Raw genomic sequence first — 20,379 nt, 5'->3', positions numbered from 1 at the left:
TCTTCCCCCTATAGGAATGAACTGGCCGCGCCTTTGAGCACTCAAGGGCGCACTCCTTAACCCAACCCTACAGACACCGCTTTTAGGATTTCGAACCATCGGAAGGGGCGCTGCTGTGTCTGAAAAACGGAAAACTTCCCATCTCATTGAGGTTATTAAAATGAAAAAAACGCTTCTCTCTGTGCTACTTCCTGCGGCATTTATCTCTAACACCGTTTTGGCGGCAGAAATTTATCAAGCAGAGGATGGCTCAACGGTCGATCTCTATTCTCGTTTGGGCTTCAACATCACCAACAAAAACAATACACATGGCGATGGCAAGGGCGAATTTGATGGCCGTATTGGTCTGAGTGGTTCGCAAACCATTAACGAGCATGTGTCGGTGATTGGCATGGCGCAGTATCAAGTTGGCGCAGCAGAATACGCTAACCAAGTGAACGACAAACCGGCTCTGACTGCGCGTTATGTGTGGGCGGGGATTGATGCCAAAGAGTATGGCCGTATCACGGGTGGCCGTGTTTCGTCTGGCTTGATCATGTTTACTGACATTGGCGATGTGTTTGCTTCTTCCGATGTCTCGATGGCGCGCCAAGCCAACAAAGTGGACAAAACCGCCACTCAGGTTTTCCGTCAAGACGGCACACTGCAATACCAAAATCAGTTCGGCAATCTTGACCTTTCTGCCGCTTACATTCTGGGCAACAACACTTCCGAGCTAGATTACGGCTACAACGCCGCGCTGCGTTACACCATCGACATGGGTGACTTTGGCCGCCTAGCGCCAGTGGTGGCCATACAGAAAAACAAAGGTGACGCACGTGAAGGCAACGACACCGATTACACTTTTTGGGGTGTCGGCACGCGTTATTACTTGGGTGATGTGATGCTCGGGGCGCTCTATTCTGAAGATGAACTGCAAGGCTTCTACGCACAAACCAGTACCGATAAAGTGACGGAGCTGACGGCGGTGTATAACCTTAGCGACAAATGGGCGCTGCGCGCGGGTTATCGCTCATTGCAAAACAGCGGCGGCGACGAGCTAGAACTGAACGATGCTACCTTAGAAGTGCAATACAAGTTGACTGCTCGTTCCTCCATTTACACCAGCTATGTGGATCGCAACGGCGAGCGCGGCTACAGCAGCGGCCAAGAAACTTCCTTTGGGGGAGCGCATGCCGATGAAAGCTACTACCACTTCGGCTTACGTTACGAGCTGTAATCACCTTTACCCGCTAGGCTAATTGGCCTAGCGGACTTTTGCTCTAAGTAAGCACTCACATGGGTTTGGTCGGTCGCGCCAAGTAGTATCCTTGGAAATAATCAAACCCAACTTCAATGCATTGGTTTAAGGTTTGCTGATCTTCGATGCCTTCTGCGATGGTTAGCGCGTTAACCGAATGCGCGCAGGCGATGGCACTTTGCATTTGGCTCGCCCCCGCTTGAATAATGCTTTTATCTACTTTGACAAACGCGGGATGAAGGAGACGAACCCGCTCTTTGGTGGAATAGTGGCAGCCAAAATCATCGATTGCGGTTCTGATTTGGTTATTCAATAAGTTTTGCACACCACTAACGGCCAGTCGCTCGCTGCCACCCGCGGTTTCCATGATCTCATAAATCAATTGATTGGGTTCTAAACCATAGTAATTCAGCGCCCCCACAAGGTGATCAATGGCACTTTGATTGTTAGCCAGCTCTTCAAACAGCAGCGGAGAAGTGTTGATAAAGAGGTGTTTGTTGCGATAGTTCGATTTGACAAAGTTTCGCACATGTAAGGTCGAGGCAGCCAAAATAGCAAACGAGAAGCGCTCGAGTTGATCACTCAGTTCGCTGAAAAAGAGTCCTGGATTGATGGAATGCCCTTGTGCATCAAAAATCCTCACCAAACATTCGACACCATAAATGGCCATCGTCTTGTCATAGATGGGTTGGAACGCACTCTCAAACCTAAGCCCGTCGAGATGCAGTGAGTAAAACCCCTCCTCATTGGGATGAATTTTACTCAAAATCGACTCCATAACCTGAAAATATTGCATACTGACGATTGTTAATTATACGTTTATCGATAGTAACAAAAGGATTTTGTCTGGCTATACCAACTTACAAATTCTTACGTCGACAAGACAATTTCTGACTACGCGTCTCAAATATGGGGAAGTTTATATGGGAATGTCGGCCTATTTCTTCCTCGTTATCTCATCGCCATTCGCCGACGATGTTGAACATACACCAGAGAATTCCATCTCTGGTGCTTGAAACTACGCGGAGACTGCTTGCGCTCGCCCTTCAGACATTAGGCAGTCTACACGCTCCACTTGGCCATTCACGATCTTAAAAAACGCATCTTGCGGAAGATCTTGCTGCCATACTTGTTCATAGTCCAAATCAAGCAGCATACCGCGCAGCACAATACCCGTTAAACCATGACTCACGACCACAAAGCGCCCCGTTTCTGGCAGCGTTTCCAACCATTGTGATAAACGTTGTTGTACTTGCTCATAACGTTCACCGTTGGGCGCTTGCAGATACCAATCTGCCTCATCAAGAAGATTCGGCCGTGTCGCTTGCAACTCGGGCAAGGTTTTTTGCTCCCAATCCCCTAACGAGAACTCTTTTAATCGGTCGTCGGCGATGATCTCTTCTACTGCAAAGCCTAGCTGCTGACAAACGATCTCTGCCGTTTGCAACGCTCGGCCCAACGAACTGGAATAGACGTGATATGAGCCTGACTCAAGATGGGCTTGCAATACTCGGCCCACACTCAATGCTTGGCGCTGACCTTTTTCCGTTAATGGTGAATTGCAGTGCCCTTGTAATTTTTGCTCGGCATTAAACAGGGTTTGCCCATGTCGTAAAATAAAAAACTGTCTCAAACGTTGACTCCTTATTCACTGGTCAAACACGTTACCGCAAACTTTTTCCCGCTGCAAAAGCGTGTTTTTGAGTCAAAGTTGACTCTGTTTATACGTTACTTCGTTCCATTTATTTAATCTTTTATTAACGTTTTCAACGAGTAAAATTCATGCCGTCAGATCTATAAATTAGAGTAATAAATCTATTTTCTGAACTGAGCTCATAAAATTTATGAGACAAGTTTCATTTCATAACGCGCAGGGCATATAACACACCGCTCAAATCATTTTACTAATCAATGAGTGTGGTTATGTCTCTTCTTCCTTTCCCTCGTCGCCGTTTGGCTCTGGCTTGTTTACTCGCATCGGTCTCTGGTGCTTCTTTTGCACAAACCCAATGCGATGTTGCCCAATTGCAGCAGTCGCCCGATCTTGCCGCTGCCATCTCCAGCGCAGATTACGCCTGTTACAGTGGTTGGTTTTCTGCCTCAGTTGACACGTTGAACAACATCTACAGCGAAGCGAGCTTAAGCCGCATTCAGGTGGCACTACACCAAGCGGTACAAGCGTATCAAGGCGAAGCCGAGCAAGCGCGCGCCATTGAAAACTTGGGCGAATACGTTCGCGCAGCCTACTACGTTCGTTACAACGCAGGAAACGTGGCAGCCTTTTCCGATCTCTTGGGCCAGCAGTTTGCCCATACCATCAACGCGTTTTTAGCCAACCCTCATGCTCTTGATCAAGGGCGTGAGCAAGTGGGCGCGATGAAGAGCCTCACGCTGATGGTGGACAACATTAAGCAACTGCCGCTGACCATGGACGCCATGATGCTGGCGCTGCAACAGTTTAACCCTGAGACAGCGAAAAATACTCAGTGGGTTGATGGCCTCAACAACCTGTTCCGCTCAATGGCGGGCCATATCGCCAACGATGCGTTTTATCGCTACCTTGCCAGCAACACTCAACACATCGATACGCTGGAAAAATTCGCGAATGACAACGCATGGGCGCTCGATACTGATGCCGATTTTTTGGTGTTTAACGCACTGCGCGAAACGGGCCGCTTGATCGCCAGCCCAAACAAAGCCACTAAACAAAAAGCCGTACAAGTAATGCAACGCGTGATGGCTCGTTATCCATTGGGTAGCGAGCACGATAAGTTGTGGCTCGCAGCAGTGGAAATGCTCAGCTACTTCGCCCCAGAAGCGTTAAACGGTTTGGATTTGCCGCAAGCGAAGCGCGATCTCGCCGCTCGTGTATTGCCTAACCGCCACGAATGCCAAGGCCCAGCGATCATCCGTTCACAAGATCTCACTCCAGCACAAGCCGCCAAAGCGTGTGATGTGTTGGCCGCGAAAGAAGCCGATTTCCACCAAGTGGCCAATACTGGCATGCAGCCAGTAGCGGACGATCACAACCAACGTGTGGAAGTGGCGGTGTTCGCCAACAATGACAGCTATGTCGATTACTCCGCGTTTCTGTTTGGCAACACCACCGACAACGGCGGGCAGTACCTTGAAGGCAACCCGGCCGATGAGAATAACACCGCTCGTTTTGTCGCCTATCGCTACGCCAATGGCGAAGAACTCTCGATTCTGAACCTAGAGCACGAGTACACCCACTACTTGGATGCGCGCTTTAACCAATATGGCTCGTTTAGCGACAACCTCGCTCACGGTCATGTGGTTTGGTGGCTAGAGGGTTTTGCTGAGTACATGCATTACAAACAGGGCTACCAAGCGGCTATTGAACTGATTGCCCAAGGGAAAATGAGCCTCTCGCAAGTGTTTGCCACCAGCTACTCGCACGATACCAATCGCATTTATCGCTGGGGTTATTTGGCGGTGCGCTTCATGTTGGAAAACCACCCTCAAGAGGTTGAGGGGCTATTGGCTTTGTCGCGTTCTGGCCAGTTCGAACAGTGGGCGCAGCAAGTACAAACTCTTGGCCAACAATACGACGGCGAATTTGCTCGCTGGTTAGATGGCTTAGAAGTGACGCCAGAAAACCCAGACACCGACCCAGATACGCCAACAGAACCGAGCAATGGTGTGGCGCAGTTGCAGGCCAATCAGCGCATTACCCTCAGCGGCGAAGCCTACAGTGAGAAGCTGTTCTACGTGGATGTGCCCGCCAATACCACCCACTTTAGCGTGGCCATTGAGGGCGATGGCGATGCGGATCTCTACATGAGTTACAACCAAGTGGCCCACTATTACGATTTTGAAGTGAGCGAATTTGTCGATGGCAGCAATGAGGAAATTCAGTTTGCTGCCGACGCTTCTGGCTACGTGAAACCGGGCCGCTACTATCTGAGCGTCACTGGCCGTGGTAGCTACCAAGCCGTGAACCTAACCGCAACAATAGACACCGCGGCACCCACGCCACCAACCCAAGAGCAAGATGACCTTGCACCTGTCATGCTGCAATCAGGTCAGGCACAGCATTTTACCGTCCACCAGCAGCGCTACGCCGCGGTGTATGTACCAGAGGGCGTGAGCGAAGTGCGCATTTGGTTAAGCGATCTCACCCCTTCGGACAGCCAAGGCAACGTGAACCTGTACGCCAGCCGTGAACATTGGCCAACCCCAGAGCAGCACCAGTTTGCATCTCGCTACGCTGGCAGCAACCAATACCTCGCGATTCCTGTTGAGCAAGCGGGTTATCTGCATTTTTCACTCAACGCGCCACAACAAGGCGATGACGTCGAGATGGTGGTTTACTTCCACTGATCATGAGTTGGAAAGACAAATGAAATACAAACGCCACCGCAAGGTGGCGTTTGAGGTTTTGAAAATTAAAGCGAGAAAAACCTTCATTTTCTCATTTCAAACTGTATTCAATTGACGATATTTGCCTGGCGCTTTAAATGATCAAGGAACATCGGAATCTTTTTCGCCAAGTGCTTTCGGGAAGAATAAAAAGCATACAGTACTAAATCATCAGGCTCATACTCCATTTCTACCACCTCCAAAACGCCTAAATCCAATTCGGATTGGCAAAATTCAACAGGCAGTATCGAAAAACCTAAGCCAGAAACTGCGCCAGTTTTAGCAAGAAGCCCGCTGTTCACTTTGAATGAAGAATGCACTTTTTGAGTAATCCGCTCACCTTTGCCATTGCTGAATACCCACGGTGTACCATTTAACACGGTGAAACTACTGATGCATGGAACGTGTTTTAAATCGGTAATCTGAAAAGGTCTGGGAACGCGCTGCAAGAGTTTTGGGGCGGCGACCACCACACTTGGCCAGCGTTTAATCTCCTGCGCGATCCAACTGCTGTCTGCGAGTTGACCTCGATGAAAACTTAAAACGATATCAAAGCCGTCCAGCAAATCCTCTTTAGGACTGATGCTTGTGTCGCAACACAATGAAATCGAGGGGTGAAAGCGACAAAAATCGACCACTGCTTGGGCTAGAGCCGGTGAATCCGGCATTAGAATTTTTAGCTGCCCCATGACTTCATGAGAATGTTGAGTCACACCCTCAAGAACATCATTCAACTTATCCAACAAAGGTTGTGCACGTAAATAAAGGAGCTCTCCAGCATCTGTTGGAGCGATTCGGCGTGTCGTTCTATCAAATAGCCTTGTATTCAACCGTTCTTCCAACAAAGCAATATGTCGGCTGACATTGGATGTGGGCAAGCATAGAAACTCCGCCGCACGTTTAAAACTATTGCTCTCATAAACACAGAGAAAACTTTTTAACCACTGTTGATCAATCTTGTCCAGCATCACACTTAGTCCCACATTTCGGGATTATCAATCCAATAATCACTACTTTATTACCAGAAATAGGCTCATACAATGTTCTTAGCTAAAGTAATTTGGAATAAGAGTTCCCCATGAGTTGGTTAGAAAAACTGTTAGATAAGAAGAACATCGTTAGTACGCGTAAAGCGTCGGTTCCAGACGGGGTATGGACTCAATGCCCATCTTGCGAACAGGTCTTATACCGTGCGGCACTCACAGAGAACTTAGAGGTGTGCCCTAAATGTAATCACCATATGAGGTTGTCGGCACGTCAACGTTTAGAACGTTTCTTGGATAAGGAGGAGCGAGCTGAACTTGCTAGCGAACTGGAACCAATAGATTTGCTGCATTTCAAAGATCTAAAACGCTACAAGGAACGTCTGACTCTGGCTCAGAAAAGTACCGGAGAAAAAGACGCATTGGTTGTGATGAGAGGAAGAATCATGGGCTTACCAGTGATTGCCTGTGCATTTGAGTTCTCCTTTATGGCTGGTTCAATGGGATCCGTTGTCGGCGCCCGTTTTGTGACAGCCGTTGAAGCGGCTATCGAGGACAATTGTGGATTGGTTTGCTTCTCGGCATGCGGCGGCGCTCGAATGCAAGAGTCGCTAATGGCTTTGATGCAAATGGCCAAAACCAGTGCCGCTTTAAATCAGTTATCAATGGCAAAATTACCTTACATATCGGTATTAACCGATCAAACTTTTGGTGGTGTCTCTGCGAGCTTGGCGATGCTGGGTGACATTAACATTGGTGAGCCCAAAGCAAGGATCGGCTTTGCAGGGCGTCGCGTTATTGAACAAACCGTTCGCGAAATCTTGCCTGAAGGCTTTCAGCAAAGTGAGTTCCTCTTAGAGCACGGCGCACTCGACATGATTGTGGATAGACGCGAGATGCGTAAACGAATTGGTGGGCTATTAGCAAAAATGACAAACACAATACTCTCGACCAACGAGTAGCTTATCTGTTTTCACTAACCTAAGCGGGCAATGGTATGCTCACTGACTGAATCATGCAGATTGTATAGAAGGAATAAGCTAATGCTCTATATTCGGAGTGCTATATACACATTGGGCTTGGTGGCTTTTTCTGCCAATGCGTTTGAGGGAGAGGGCTTTCAACACAAGGATTGGTATCTCGCTTGTGATAATACAGGCACCTGCCGAGCGGCTGGCTATTCAGATACTGACAGCCTTAATCCTGTTGCTGTGATGTTTACCCGTGAAGCTGGCCCTGCAACGCCGGTAACAGCCAAAGTGTATCTGGGGGACGAATCTGATTTCGATCCTTGGCCTGAGCAAATAAATCTGTATATCGATTCTCGGGATTTGGGGCCGATAAAGCATGACATCCTAACATCTATGCAAGTTCAGGCTCTTCTAGCTGTGGTAACCAAAGATTCACTGATAGAAATTGGCGATGGTAAATCCAATTGGGTACTGTCTGGCAATGGTGCCAGTGCGGTGTTTCGAAGGATGGATGAATATCAGGGTCGTCAGAACACTCCATTTGCGATTGTCGCAAAAGGCCAGAGCGCTGAGTCCAAAGTGATTCCTGCAGCGGATCTCCCCACTCTGGTGAATGTTGGCGGCGATGCAACAATGAAATCGCTTGAACCAGAATCTGCCCAATATGCCAAATTGTTACCACAACTTCGTGCGACCTATCAGAATGAGGGAGACAGCACTGAGTGCGACAGGCTGTTTGACGAGTCGCCTTCAATCTCCATTGCAAAGTTTAATAACGGTCAATCATTGATTGAAGCGTCTTGTTGGATGGCAGCTTATAACTATGGTTCAAGCTACTGGTTATTGGATGAAGGCGAATCTGCTCTTCCCAAACTCCTTAACATCTCCGGCAATGACTATTCTGATGGCATCGTTTCTTCGGCTCACAAAGGCCGAGGATTGGGGGATTGCTGGAGCTTTGAAAGCTGGGTGTTTGATGGCAAAACAATGGTTCGTTCTAACGACAGTACTACCGGTTTATGCCGTGGCATTGCCGCAGGAGGCATTGACCCAATGCCTATCTGGGTGAGCGAAGTAGTTGTCGCAAAAGATTTGAATCAATAATAATGCTGAAGGCAACCTTTACGGCACTGACAACTTTATTACTTCAAATCTTCAGATAGTTGATAATTTGACATGCTCTCCAACTCATCACTGTCCGGAACCTTAATAGTTGGCACTTCGTCACTCAGAAATGCCCCAAAATGAGTTGAAAGCGGTATCAGAATAGAGGAAAGCGTTCTAAATGGGTTGTACCAAAACTAATGGAAGTCCCTACCTAACCTCAATGATTTAGCGAGAGCTGTTCATATGTTACCTGAACATTCAATTTACGCTATACAAGCTTTTTATTGTCTCCCTTAACCATACGATTTTAGGATTCTGATTATTGCGCTTATGCCAGATCATAGTAAATGGAATCAGTAGCTTATGCTGATATTCTTGCGAAATTGGAATGGGTAGCGATACCAAGTTAGGGTGCAGTTGTTCACAATATCGCTGACAATACTTGGGTGCCGTGGTTAACATTAGATGGCTGGGCTTCTCTGCTACAAACAGCGCCTGTTCGAAGCTTGCCATCGTTAGGCTAACATTGCGCGTATGTCCCTGCTCAGCCAAAATCTCATCCAACGCCCAGCTGTCGTTCTTCTCCCATGTAACATTGATATGGGCGTAGCTTAAGAAGGTCTCCAAGTTCCATTCCTGATCAATCGCTGGGTGGTCTTTTCGGATATACACCATAGGCAGGTCGGAAAATAGAACTTCAAAATTGATGAAATATGGCAGCAGCTCTAGCGACTCCTTAGAGCGAGGGTGGCTCTCTCGCCCCGTAAAACCGATATCCACTTCACCGCGCGTAATCGCGTCTAATGAATCGTAATCCCAATTGTGGTACTTCACTTTAGAATCGGGATACGTGTCATGAATTCGTTTAGTCAGCTCATCCACCATAATGAGTGACAATGGAGACTCGACGCCAAGGTGAAACTTCACACCACTCGGCGCATCATCACCTCGTCGTGATGCAATCTGATTACCGATTTGCATCCAGTCTGACAAGCTTTCTTGCATGCTCGTCGCAAGTGTTGTTGGTTTAAGTCCCAGCGGCGTGTTCACAAATAAAGGGTCGTCAAACCAATCACGTAATTTAGCCAGTGACTTACTCACCGATGAGGGGGTTACATTCAGCTTTTTCGCCGTTTTCGTGACACTCTGCTCTTGCAAGAGCAACTGCAGAGTGAGCAATAAATTGAGATCAAGTCGGGCAAGAGATTTCTTCATGGCTTTCACTAACATTATGATATGGAAACAATACTATTAGAGAGAGGCCAATTACGCCACTCGCGACCAAGGCAATGATTAATATCATCACTGCCGAGAGTCCTAAAAGTGCCATCAACCAGATAAATATTGCCGAACACGATACCTGAGCAATACCAAGCATGGAGCTTGCTAACCCAGCCTTGCGAGAGAACAAACTGAGTGCTTGACTCATTGCCACACCAAACCCCATTGAAAAGCCCATGCTGATTAAGGCGAACCCAGCCATATAGAGTGTCGAGTTATCGCCATTCAAGTGAGCCGCAAGAATGACGATAACCGACAGCAAAATGGTTACCTGAGCTGCAAACATTAATGTCGTTTGTTTGAAGTAAGAGAGGGCCACAGGCGCTAAAAATGACGTTACCATACCCACCATGGCAAGCAGTGCCATAGCCGTAGAATACTCAACTCTTGTAAGGCCAAGAATATCCATAACAATCATCGGTGAGGTATTCACATAAGAAAGAATCGCAGTCACACCCAAGGATGTGTAAACAACGCGCGAGATAAAGAAACGATTAAACAGTGAATCATTTGAACCGTCATTCGCAGTGATAAAGTGACGCTCATTTTTAGGTAAGGTTTCCTTCAATACACAGCAAGCTATCAAACCTATTGCTACCCCCATCAGTGCCATGGCAGTGAACAGCACAGGCCATGGAAACTTAATCATGATCAGATTACCGATAACAGGTGCTAGCACGGGAATAGAACAAGTTATGCCATTAAGCATTGAAAGCACTTTAGCCCGCATTTGGTCATCTAAGGTATCACGCAAAATAGCGAAGGCTACAACGTAGCAACATGCCGCTCCAACGCCTTGGAAGAAACGCATAACTAGGAAGCTATCACTGGTTTCCGCTGAACCTGCCAACGTCGAAGCAAGCGAGAAGATCACTGCCCCACACATGGCGACAGGTTTACGGCCAAAACGGTCAGCAGCTCGTCCTACAAACACCATAGTAGAAGCCATACCCGCAAGATAAACAGAGAAGGCGATATGAAGTTGGGATTCACTTGCAGAAAGATCGTTGGCAATTTGTGGCAAGGCAACCAAATAGAGATCGATGGCAGTGGGATAGAGCAGCACAAAGGCAAAGCTGCATAGCAGATATCGGGATACATTAGCCGCTGGTTTCATGGTGGTCTCGTAAGTGGTTGGTCTTATGAGGATAATATGAGACATCACTGAACTTGGCGCGCTACCTTTATGACAACAGGTATTTCCATTTACTACATTAGTAAATGAAATGTATGGGTATGTCAGGGGTTAACGTCGGTAAGGCCCCTGTTTTTCATACATGCTTGATTTTTCCTGGAGCTACTGCGTCTTTGCTAAATTCAACCTAATACGGCGGTTACTAAACACTTTTGTTCACGGATGATTCTGAGCACCCTGAACGACTGCGTGATCGATGGCTATCAGGGTGGAACAGTTTCAGTTTATAGCCAGACTTTATGTTGACCAATAATATCGAAGAGGAGGTCAACATGAGAAAGTTATCTTCGGGAAAATGCAGCGGCATTAAACGACCATTCAAGTTGGAAGAAATATGGCGAATTAGAACTAGGCTAGAGCTTGAAAGCGACCTAATGCAGCTTGCACTATTGAACTTAGCCATTGATAGCAAATTAAGGGCAAGTGATTTACTAAGGCTGCATGTATATGATGTTTCTTCGCAAGGTGTAATCTATGAAAGGGTTCAATGCATCCAGCAAAAAACTGGAACCGACGTCCACTACGAGATTACCCCGAGAACACAACAAAGTATTAGCCGATGGATCTACTCGGCATCCTTAGAGGCAAGCAGTTTTTTGTTTCCAAGTGGTCGCCGAAAAGGACAACCTATCAGCTACTCATTCTATCGATCGATTATCAGGAACTGGGCAGTAAAACTTGGATTGAATGCGGACTACTATGGCACTCATTCCATGCGCCGTACTAAAGCAACCTTGATCTATGCCAAAACAAAAAACATCAGAGCGGTACAGATTTTACTGGAGCACTCGAAGCTAGATAACACTATTCGTTACCTTGGAGTGGAACTGGAAGACGCTCTGAGGCTCTCAGAGCAAACAGACTGCTGAGGCTTGCTGATACAGGCTTTTCTCCTGAAAAGCCTGTGCCCCATTCCTTGCCAGTAACCCTCTACCTCACAAATAGACCTACTTCTTCTAATCAGCATAGTGTCTATGAAAGTGGGGGCTTACCAACTTAGCTAACTCGTTCGAATAGGCCGTCTTATTTCCATTTTTTAACCTACCGAAGAAACGTGTTCTCTGTTAGAGTCACCGTCAATTACGCTATTGAATAAAAACACCCACAGATCGCATGTCATTGATGGATTTTTATTCACCCTTAGAACTCATTTTAGGAATCCCTAGTGACTAACAACGAAATTTTACGTCGTATCCAACACGCGTTAAACCTTAAAAACGCACAGATAATGAAAGCTTTCGAGCAGGCCGAAGTCACTGTGGCTCACGATAAAGTGGCAAACTGGTTAAAAGATGAAAGCGACAAATCTTGCGTTAAGATGAAGGATCAAGAGTTAGCGGTATTCTTAAATGGCTTTATTAACCTCAAGCGAGGAAAAAAAGACGGCGAGCAACCTAAGCCAGAAGTCACGTTGACCAACAACATGATTCTCATGAAGCTGCGCATTGCGCTAGACATGAAAGCAGAAGATGTGTTGGACGTATTAGAAGTGGTTGGTATTAGTTTAAGTAAATACGAAATTGGTGCGTATTTCCGCAAGCCAAACAACAAAAACTACAAACAGTGTGAAGACCAACTGCTGCGCGACTTCTTAAATGGTGTGCAGTTTACCAATCGTCCCGATTCTGAAGAGTTTACTGGGTAATTTTTATCTCGAATCGAACGTGGTAATTGATTAAAAAAGCGAGAACCTTTTTATGGCTACTCGCTTTTATCATGCTAAAGACCAATATTAGAGCTTCACAATCACGTCTACTCTTTGTCTTTCTTCAGACCACGCTGAAATCTGGTCGGCTTTTAGAATCAAGACACACACCGCCCCCTATGACCCTACCAAGATAAACCTAAGCTATAACCTTAGCCAGTTAGGAGCCACTATTCTGGTCAAGATGTTCCAGGCAATCCGAAGGGCTTTGGAAATACCATATTCAACATCTAAGGCCGCTCACCACTATCTAAGTTTAGGTGTAAGTCAGTGACGATAAAGTTGAAGCCATCGATTGACTGGAGCATCTCCGCATTTTTCAGGTGAAACGGAAAACGACTTATTGGTAAAGGGGTTATATTTGTATCAATCCCCCACCGTTCTATTATTGACCATGACTCAACAAGTGTTGGAGTCAGCACTATTTCGTCTTGACCTTCTTCCATGCCAAAGTCTTTTCTATACCCTTCTTTTTGTATCTCAGTCAAATAGGGGTGGAGTTGAAGCTGCATAGGAATTATGGAGTTCCACTTTGCATCGTTTTCCACTGAGGCAAGTGCATCCTCAGTTGTTTCAGTTACCGTGATAATTCGAGAAAAATGAAAACTTTTATAGATAACTTTTGTTTCATCGGATAAGTCTAATGCTCTGAAGATCCAGTTAAGTCCATCATAGTATGCACCTACGGGTTCAAGTTTTCTTAGCTTGCGTTTGTCGCTGTTTGCTGAGACATAACTACATTGAACGCGTTTTTTTCTACTTATAGCTCTTGTAATTATGCTTACATTTTCTTGTGATAGATCTGCGGTATAACAAGCTCTCTTGTAGTTTCTTGGGTGATTCTCATTTAGTTTGTTGCGACAGAAGCCTTCGAAAATCATATCTAAAGCATTGTGCGCTTTTATTTTGACTAAAGGAGAGTATCTTTCTACATCAATGGTGTTTGCTCTTGTAGGTAGTAGATTTTTTCCATCTGTTACCTCTTTGTATAGGGCGATGTCTTTTGATGCGATCGTATCTGAGACACCAAACTCTCGTGCTATGTCTCCACGATAAATGACCCCTTCATATCGTACTTTGAAGTCAATGAAGGCTAATCTTTCAGCCTTAGCATGGCTGCCTACTTTCTCGTGATTTGAAAGTGAATTGATAGTATTCATGGTATTTAAAGGCATTGCTTGAATGTGCCTTAATTCTAACGTCTTATTAGAAAAATCGAAATATTAATTTGTCATTGTAGTGAAATAAGTTCACTTAAGACCTTTCGTTAAGTGATCAAAGTTGATTTTAATTTAAAACTTAGTTGACATCATTAGTTCTGTTTGGTTACCATGATAGTCATATGGAGGAAGCTTACTTTCTCTTAGGTACAAAAAAACCCGAGCTTTCGCTCAGGTTGATTGTCCCAACAAGAAAAGCATTAGCAAAGCTAATGAGATTATGTTGAGGAGTCTCGTCTCGATAGAATCGATACAAAACGGTTGTGGTGACTGAAATTGTAACCTTTCTATTGCTTTTCTTCAAATTGAAATTGAGATTCTCCTCCCATTTTCGCTGGAGGACTAGCTATGTCTAGACCAAAAATCGTTGATGTGTGCGCGTATGTGCGTCGCCGTTTCGGCCGACTAGAACAAGTCTGCAAACATAAACGCTCTCTACCACGTTAATTTGATAATTCAGGCGGGTGTTCCCCGCCCTAAAGAAAGGTAATTTATTATGGTTCATGATAAACCAACGAACATCATTGTTAATGGTCGCCCGAAGAAAGTTGAAGGTGACACTATTTCTTACACAGAAGTTGTTGAACTTGCATACCCCGGAGAATCCAACTTGGGGATTGTTTTTACAGTGACATATATGGGACCTCAAATGCCTGATGGCACTTTGACTGAAGGTCAGTCTGTGGCAATCAGAAATGGGGTGAAGTTCAATGTCAACAAAACGAACCGATCATAACCCATCTATTCTTCGTTTAATTGATGAAGGTTACGATGTGGAAATTGTGAACCAGCATTTGCTGGTTCATTCCATCCCTTATTTAAATTCAGAAGGCGTCGTTGAGCTCGGAGTGCTTGCCTGTCCCTATGCAGGTATAGGGGAACAAGATACTGTCCCTACAGACCACACTATGTGGTTTCAGGCTAATAAGCCTTTTATGAGTTCAGGGCAGGAAATGATACAGGTGGTCAATCATTCGAGACCTCAACAACTGTTTCAGGGTTTTACTGCTCAGCATTATCTTTCCAATAAGCCTAACAACCAGCCCTTTACCAACTTTTATGACAAGGTAGTTCACTATCATACTTTGTTTGTTAGCCAGGCAAGAACAGTTGATCCCAATGCTGATGCCAGAACCGGGTGTATCCACCGTGAACGTGACTGTAAATCTGTGTTTCAGTATCCGGATACGGCTTCGTCCCGTGTTGGGATTACGGCATTGAGTCAAAAGTTCCAGGGTGACAAAGTTGCGATTGTCGGGCTTGGGGGAACCGGAAGCTACATATTGGATCAGTTGGCCAAAACGCCAGTGAGTTCCATTCTGCTATGTGACGGGGATATTCTGGAACCTCATAACGCTTTCCGCTCGCCAGGAGCAATAGCGTTTGAGGTGCTGGAGAAGAAACCGAAAAAAGTTGAGTACTATCAGGATTTGTATTCACAAATGCACAAGAACATCCAGATCGTTGATGAGTTCATTACTGCTGAAAACGTATCGATACTGAAGGATTGTGATTTTGTTTTTCTCTCTATTGATAGTGGTAGCGCCAGAAAACTTTTGACTGATTACCTTGTAGAAACAGGTATACCTCTCATTGATGTTGGGCTGGGAATAGAGCGCATTGAACTGGATTACGGGGATGCCATATTACGAGGCAGTTGTCGGGTAACGTTAGCTACCCCGGAAAAACATGATCATTTATCTAAATATCTGGTTTTTGCAGATGATGACCCGGACGAGGCTATTTATAAGAGCAATATTCAGGTTGCTGATATGAATGGAATAAACGCTATGCTGGCTGTTGGGTTATGGAAGCAATACAAGTCTTTCTATCAAGGAGAATGTGACTACCCTCATAACATGGTTTATACCCAACCCTTCCAATCCATTTCTCGGAGTGAGGAGCAATGCGAGTAAGACAGATTACGCCAGTTTTTGTTGCCTTCATTCCTGAACAGATAGAAAGCGGAAAGCTTTATATTAGTGATGAATATGAGATAGCAATTCACAAATGCTGCTGTGGCTGTGGTGAAGAGGTGGTAACACCTCTTTCACCAGTCGACTGGCAATATACCATGACATCAAATGGCATTTCTCTATTTCCATCTGTAGGAAACTGGAAGTACAAGTGTCAGTCTCACTATTTCATCCGTGAAAATGGCGTCTTGTGGGCGAAAGGAATTTCATCGGCTCAAATCAAAAAGGTGGAACAACAGGATATTGCTGATAAGCAAAGGTTTATCCAGCAACGTAATGAACAACGAGAACCTTTCGCTTTTGTCAGCTTTGTCGTGACGTTATGGAACCGTGTGAAGCGCTTATTGGGAATCAGATCGTAATTTATGTATTTATCCCAGATTAGATTGATAGGTTATGAGCTTCATCATTCTCCATCAGTAACAACATCATGACCATCAAGTTTATAGGTGGTCATTTTTCTACCGAGATCATACTGTATTGGGGAAGAGCAATGTTTCAGAAAGCGTATTTATAGGTATCAAAACCTAAATAGGTTAACTAGGGAGCAGTTAAGGTATTTCTTATATAGATAGCGTCCTATAAATGGTTCGATGTTCTGAGTATTGCTACAAGCGTTTAAGGTTCCAAGGTACTTATTCTAATCCTGAATGTTTTTTTAGTTCAATAGCACTAAAGCGCGTCTGTCCAAAAACGAGTTAGAGCATCTATCTCTAACTCGCTCGCACATCGCTACACTGCGACGTCCTCTTCTTCTAAGGTTGAGGAGACTTTGATTTCGTATTGGTTGAAGCTAAAGATGCTGCCGCCGTGGGTGCGCTTGGTGATCACTTGTTCATCGCCAAATTGGACGGTCACGCGGGTGAAGACTTTTTCCGTCGCTTCTACAGTGTTGAGCTCCAGTAAGGCGTTGAACTCGGCATCGAGGGTTTCTAGCTGGCCTTTAACGGCTTCCAGCTGGGCGTTATTTTCCGCTTTCATTTGCGCGATGGCTTCTTCCATGCCTTCTTCGCGCTGCGATTTCGGCGTTTTCTTAAATTCGAGCTCACGACGGATGACATCCATCGTCTCTTCTTGGGCAAGCTTGTATTGCTCTTTCAGGGAGGCAATTTTGTCTTTGTAGGCACTGAAACGGGCGAAGGCTTCCACTTTGGTGGCGGTATCCCCCTCCACTCCCAGTTGAACACAACGCACTTTGCCGCCCACCTTAGCGACGCCACCGCTTAAGGTGCCGTTACGATCATTGGCGTCGATCACCAGCAAATCGTGTCCACAGCGAATCTCGTTGTTAAAAGAGTGCACCGCAAGTTCAATGTTACCGCCCGCTTGTAGCTCGCTGTATTGGGCGTAGTTAGCAACAATTTTGCCTTTGGTTTTGACCGAGCAACTGCGTGGCTCACCATCGCTAACCGTATGGCCAATGATGCCTTTGCCCACTTCAATGTCGCCTTGGGCTTGAACATCGGCCGATTCGATAAACCCGCCCACGGTAATAGAGCCTGTCGCACGCACCATCATGCCGGCTTCGATATCACCAGATATCACCACATTGCCTTTGAACTTCACATGCCCCGTGCCCACGCCAACGTTGTTCAAACAGAGTGCACTGTCCACTTCGATGGTTTTTTCTTTGATGAGCGGCATGCCCGATTGGCTAGCAATGAGAAGATTTGGATCGTAGGAAGCGATTTCCGTACCTTTGCCGGGCTTGAGCAGAGCATCTTTGCCAGCTTGAGGTGGAATGATTTTGCCTTGAACGGTAAAGCCTGGAGTGCCTTTGGTTGCAGGTTCACGGCGCATCACTTCATCACCTTTATCAACGGTGATGGTGGCCCCGAGGTTACGCATATCGATTTTGGCGTTCGCGGATTTGCCTTTTTCCGGCTTCAACACACGTTTGGTAATGTCTTCCACCAGAGGCACAAACTGAGCATCTTTACCTTTGATTGGCTGTTTGCCCTGCGCCACCGGTTGGACAAACTCTTCGCCGGCTTTGAGTTGATTACTCACCACCAGCACTTTTTTCAGCGCCAACTTGTTGATGCCTTTGGTAACGCGAGCTTGAGCCAAGGCATGAACAATTTCACTACCGCGCAATCCACGGCCACCATAGGCGCCGGTGACTTTCATGCTGGCAAGCATGTCGTTGTCAGTCAGCTCAATGTTTAGTTGAGCATTGAGTCGCTTGGCGATGACGATGCCATCATACGCTTCGGCCTTACGCTCACGCGCGCAGTTGAGAAAACGAACGACTTCTGCGTCATCAAGATAAAGCTCTGCGCCTTCCATCTCAGCGATGACGGCATCCAATTCTTTTCTGACGAGCTCACTTCCCAAATCGGCCTCAGGCAATTTGGCGGTAATTTCAGTCTTCTTTTCGTTCCATGAAAGGCAGAGTTTCCACATATAGACGGTCGCTTACTACAACTAAAATAAAAATTCTTGAACCAGTCTAACTAATTAACGATCCGGTGAAAATCGGCAAAAGAGAATAATCGGGCTCACATCACTAAAGCAAAAACCCCCCTTATTCACGCCAATTTTGTGACGAGCTGACGCATTTCCGACATCTCTTTTTACACTGTAAATCGGATGCCTTGCCGTCAACGCATCACCGTGATCTCGGTCTACAACTGGTAGGTTGCGGTCACACACTTCCCGCCATTACTGTAAACGACTGATTCACAAAGCTCATTAAGCAGAATTCGTCCACGCCCATGCAGTTGACTTTCTTGCACTTGTTGCACCGGGTTACTGTAATCAAACCCTACTCCGTTATGCTCTATTATTATAGCTAGCAAAGTGCGTTCCGGCTGGTAGTCAAATTGGATGGAGAGGTAAGCGTCTTGACTGAGTTGTTCGAGTTTTTCTTCTCGCGCTTGGTAGTAAACAAAGAATCCGTCGGCATCTTCTTTGAGCTTCGAATCGAGCTCAAGTAAACCGTGATCGATGGCATTCGCCAATAGCTCAGAAAGCACCGAACAGATGAGATCCAGATGAGGTCCGCCACTCACTACGCCTTTAAGGATGGCGCGTAAATCGGGCAGCAGATGATGAGAAGCGATTTGCGGTTTGTTCAGCGTTAAGCCGCTCTTTAGTGGCAGTTGCGATAAGAGTTGTGGATCGCAACGTGTCTGCTCACTTTCTGGCGACGCCGAAACAATGGGGCATTTCAGCGTCAGTATTGATAAATCATCGTGACGCTGACGACACGAAAACGCCGCCACCGCCTTTTGCAACGCTTTAATGATGTCGTAAGGATGCTGCTCGATCACACGCAGCAAGCGCGTTTCACCAAACTGCTCGCCCTCTTCGTTTGGCGATTCGGTGACGCCATCGGTGTAAGTGATGATCGATTGTCCTTCCAGTAACTCAAAGCTGATCACGCTGGCATCAAACTCTCGTTCTTCTAACACGCCTAATGGCATATGCGTGGAGGTTAGGCGCTCTGCCACTGAGCCGTCGTGATTAAGCAAAAAGGCATCTGGCAAGCCACCACCCCACCAGCGAATGTGACGTCCGTTACCACTGATTTCAAACAAGCTGGCCGCGAGCATCATCCCCATCGGGAGAAAACGCACCAGCGCACTGTTGATTTCACTGACAATCTCGCCCAGCGCCATCCCTTTTGCCGCCATGGAGTTAAACGCTCGCGTCGCAGGAATGGCCGAAATCGCCGCAGGCAAGCCGTGCCCGGTTGCGTCGGCAATCATGGCGTATATGCCGCCGTGCGGTCTGCGCGCCAAGATGATCAAATCGCCATTAAACACGGTTGAGGGCGAGGAGAAATAGTCGACGCCCGAGACGACATCGAGGCAGCCATCCATCTCTTGTTTGAGGTTGGCAAAAATGCTTTCTGCGATGGTGTAATCGTAACGGACTTGTTCATGAAAATGGCTCAGTTCTGAGCGCTGTTTCGCCACTTCGTTATACATTTTGGCGATGCGCACATGCGCCTGAACTTTGGCCAGTAACACATTGCGCTGCACGGGTTTGGGAATGAAGTCATCGCCAAAGGTTAGGCACTTACCGAAGGATTCTTGATCGTCGAGCGCGGTGAGGAAGATGATGGCGATATGCCGATTGGGAAAAGCTTCACGGATGATTTGCGCGGTCTGAAACCCATCCAGTTCCGGCATCATCACGTCGAGCACGATCACATCAGGCAGCTCGTTGACCTCTTGCAGCGCTGAAATCACATTCAAGCCACTGTTGAAAGTGCTGATCCGGGCATCGAGATCGCTCAGCATCATCTTACACACTTCGATATTGCTCGGATGATCATCGACGATGTAAATCTTCATACCCGCTCCGCCTG

General features: G+C 46.4%; 17 protein-coding genes. 9 read left to right on the top strand and 8 right to left on the bottom strand.

Annotation, left to right across the window (positions count from 1 at the left end; all coding sequences use genetic code 11):
* Positions 1-160: 160 nt before the first annotated feature.
* Complete coding sequence (locus tag CIK04_RS07130; protein WP_097353110.1) at positions 161-1,219, top strand: porin; 1,059 nt, start codon at positions 161-163, stop codon at positions 1,217-1,219.
* 55 nt (positions 1,220-1,274) lie between these two features.
* Here CIK04_RS07130 and CIK04_RS07125 read toward each other — a convergent pair whose 3' ends face one another.
* Positions 1,275-2,006: an EAL domain-containing protein gene (locus CIK04_RS07125; protein ID WP_223848371.1), complete on the bottom strand. Its 732-nt coding sequence runs from the start codon at positions 2,004-2,006 to the stop codon at positions 1,275-1,277.
* 252 nt (positions 2,007-2,258) lie between these two features.
* On the bottom strand, positions 2,259-2,873 hold the full coding sequence (locus CIK04_RS07120) for a histidine phosphatase family protein (RefSeq protein ID WP_097353109.1): 615 nt from the start codon (positions 2,871-2,873) through the stop codon (positions 2,259-2,261).
* Positions 2,874-3,151: 278 nt separating this feature from the next.
* Here CIK04_RS07120 and CIK04_RS07115 point away from each other — a divergent pair, with 278 nt between their 5' ends.
* The gene (locus tag CIK04_RS07115) at positions 3,152-5,584 is read left to right on the top strand and encodes a M9 family metallopeptidase (RefSeq protein ID WP_097353108.1); all 2,433 of its coding nucleotides are present in this window, start codon (positions 3,152-3,154) and stop codon (positions 5,582-5,584) included.
* Between the two features lie 107 nt (positions 5,585-5,691).
* Here CIK04_RS07115 and CIK04_RS07110 read toward each other — a convergent pair whose 3' ends face one another.
* A complete protein-coding gene (locus tag CIK04_RS07110; protein ID WP_015728475.1) occupies positions 5,692-6,591 on the bottom strand; it encodes a LysR family transcriptional regulator in 900 nt (299 codons plus the stop codon).
* A gap of 110 nt (positions 6,592-6,701) precedes the next feature.
* Here CIK04_RS07110 and accD point away from each other — a divergent pair, with 110 nt between their 5' ends.
* Positions 6,702-7,568, top strand: coding sequence for an acetyl-CoA carboxylase, carboxyltransferase subunit beta (gene accD / locus CIK04_RS07105; protein ID WP_097353107.1), 867 nt, complete (start codon positions 6,702-6,704; stop codon positions 7,566-7,568).
* An 81-nt stretch (positions 7,569-7,649) separates the two neighbouring features.
* Positions 7,650-8,681 carry a DUF1176 domain-containing protein gene (locus tag CIK04_RS07100; protein WP_097353106.1) on the top strand — a complete coding sequence of 344 codons (1,032 nt, stop codon included), beginning with the start codon at positions 7,650-7,652 and terminating at the stop codon, positions 8,679-8,681.
* Between the two features lie 261 nt (positions 8,682-8,942).
* Here the strand turns inward: CIK04_RS07100 and yidZ are convergent, their stop codons facing one another.
* Entirely contained in the window at positions 8,943-9,899 is a 957-nt protein-coding gene (yidZ, locus tag CIK04_RS07095) for an HTH-type transcriptional regulator YidZ (RefSeq protein WP_017045330.1), read from the bottom strand.
* Positions 9,874-11,082 (bottom strand): MFS transporter, encoded by a 1,209-nt coding sequence (locus CIK04_RS07090; RefSeq protein WP_097353105.1) that lies wholly within the window; start codon positions 11,080-11,082, stop codon positions 9,874-9,876. Before CIK04_RS07090 ends, yidZ begins: the two co-directional genes overlap by 26 nt.
* A gap of 350 nt (positions 11,083-11,432) precedes the next feature.
* On the opposite strand from CIK04_RS07090, the gene CIK04_RS07085 reads away from it, so the two are divergent.
* Together CIK04_RS07085 and CIK04_RS07080 are read left to right on the top strand one after the other, a co-directional pair.
* Entirely contained in the window at positions 11,433-12,029 is a 597-nt protein-coding gene (locus tag CIK04_RS07085) for a tyrosine-type recombinase/integrase (protein WP_045593690.1), read from the top strand.
* A 296-nt stretch (positions 12,030-12,325) separates the two neighbouring features.
* The gene (locus CIK04_RS07080) at positions 12,326-12,805 is read left to right on the top strand and encodes a DUF1456 family protein (protein ID WP_097353104.1); all 480 of its coding nucleotides are present in this window, start codon (positions 12,326-12,328) and stop codon (positions 12,803-12,805) included.
* 290 nt (positions 12,806-13,095) lie between these two features.
* Here the strand turns inward: CIK04_RS07080 and CIK04_RS07075 are convergent, their stop codons facing one another.
* Positions 13,096-14,040, bottom strand: coding sequence for a WYL domain-containing protein (locus CIK04_RS07075; protein ID WP_097353103.1), 945 nt, complete (start codon positions 14,038-14,040; stop codon positions 13,096-13,098).
* 541 nt (positions 14,041-14,581) lie between these two features.
* Between CIK04_RS07075 and CIK04_RS07070 the strand changes: the two genes are divergently transcribed.
* From CIK04_RS07070 to CIK04_RS07060, 3 genes are read left to right on the top strand one after another with little or no spacing between them, the layout of a single operon-like run.
* Positions 14,582-14,821 carry a multiubiquitin domain-containing protein gene (locus tag CIK04_RS07070; protein WP_097353102.1) on the top strand — a complete coding sequence of 80 codons (240 nt, stop codon included), beginning with the start codon at positions 14,582-14,584 and terminating at the stop codon, positions 14,819-14,821.
* Positions 14,796-16,001: a ThiF family adenylyltransferase gene (locus CIK04_RS07065; protein ID WP_097353101.1), complete on the top strand. Its 1,206-nt coding sequence runs from the start codon at positions 14,796-14,798 to the stop codon at positions 15,999-16,001. The genes CIK04_RS07070 and CIK04_RS07065 overlap by 26 nt, the downstream gene beginning before the upstream one ends.
* Positions 15,992-16,423 carry a DUF6527 family protein gene (locus CIK04_RS07060; protein WP_097353100.1) on the top strand — a complete coding sequence of 144 codons (432 nt, stop codon included), beginning with the start codon at positions 15,992-15,994 and terminating at the stop codon, positions 16,421-16,423. The genes CIK04_RS07065 and CIK04_RS07060 overlap by 10 nt, the downstream gene beginning before the upstream one ends.
* A 370-nt stretch (positions 16,424-16,793) precedes the next feature.
* Here the strand turns inward: CIK04_RS07060 and CIK04_RS07055 are convergent, their stop codons facing one another.
* Both CIK04_RS07055 and CIK04_RS07050 read right to left on the bottom strand, forming a co-directional pair.
* Positions 16,794-18,467: a DUF342 domain-containing protein gene (locus CIK04_RS07055; protein ID WP_039466973.1), complete on the bottom strand. Its 1,674-nt coding sequence runs from the start codon at positions 18,465-18,467 to the stop codon at positions 16,794-16,796.
* 221 nt (positions 18,468-18,688) lie between these two features.
* Complete coding sequence (locus tag CIK04_RS07050) at positions 18,689-20,365, bottom strand: fused response regulator/phosphatase (RefSeq protein WP_097353099.1); 1,677 nt, start codon at positions 20,363-20,365, stop codon at positions 18,689-18,691.
* Positions 20,366-20,379: the final 14 nt, after the last annotated feature.

Source organism: Vibrio sp. 03_296 (assembly GCF_002265885.1).
This window is presented reverse-complemented; position numbering and strand designations above follow the sequence as displayed.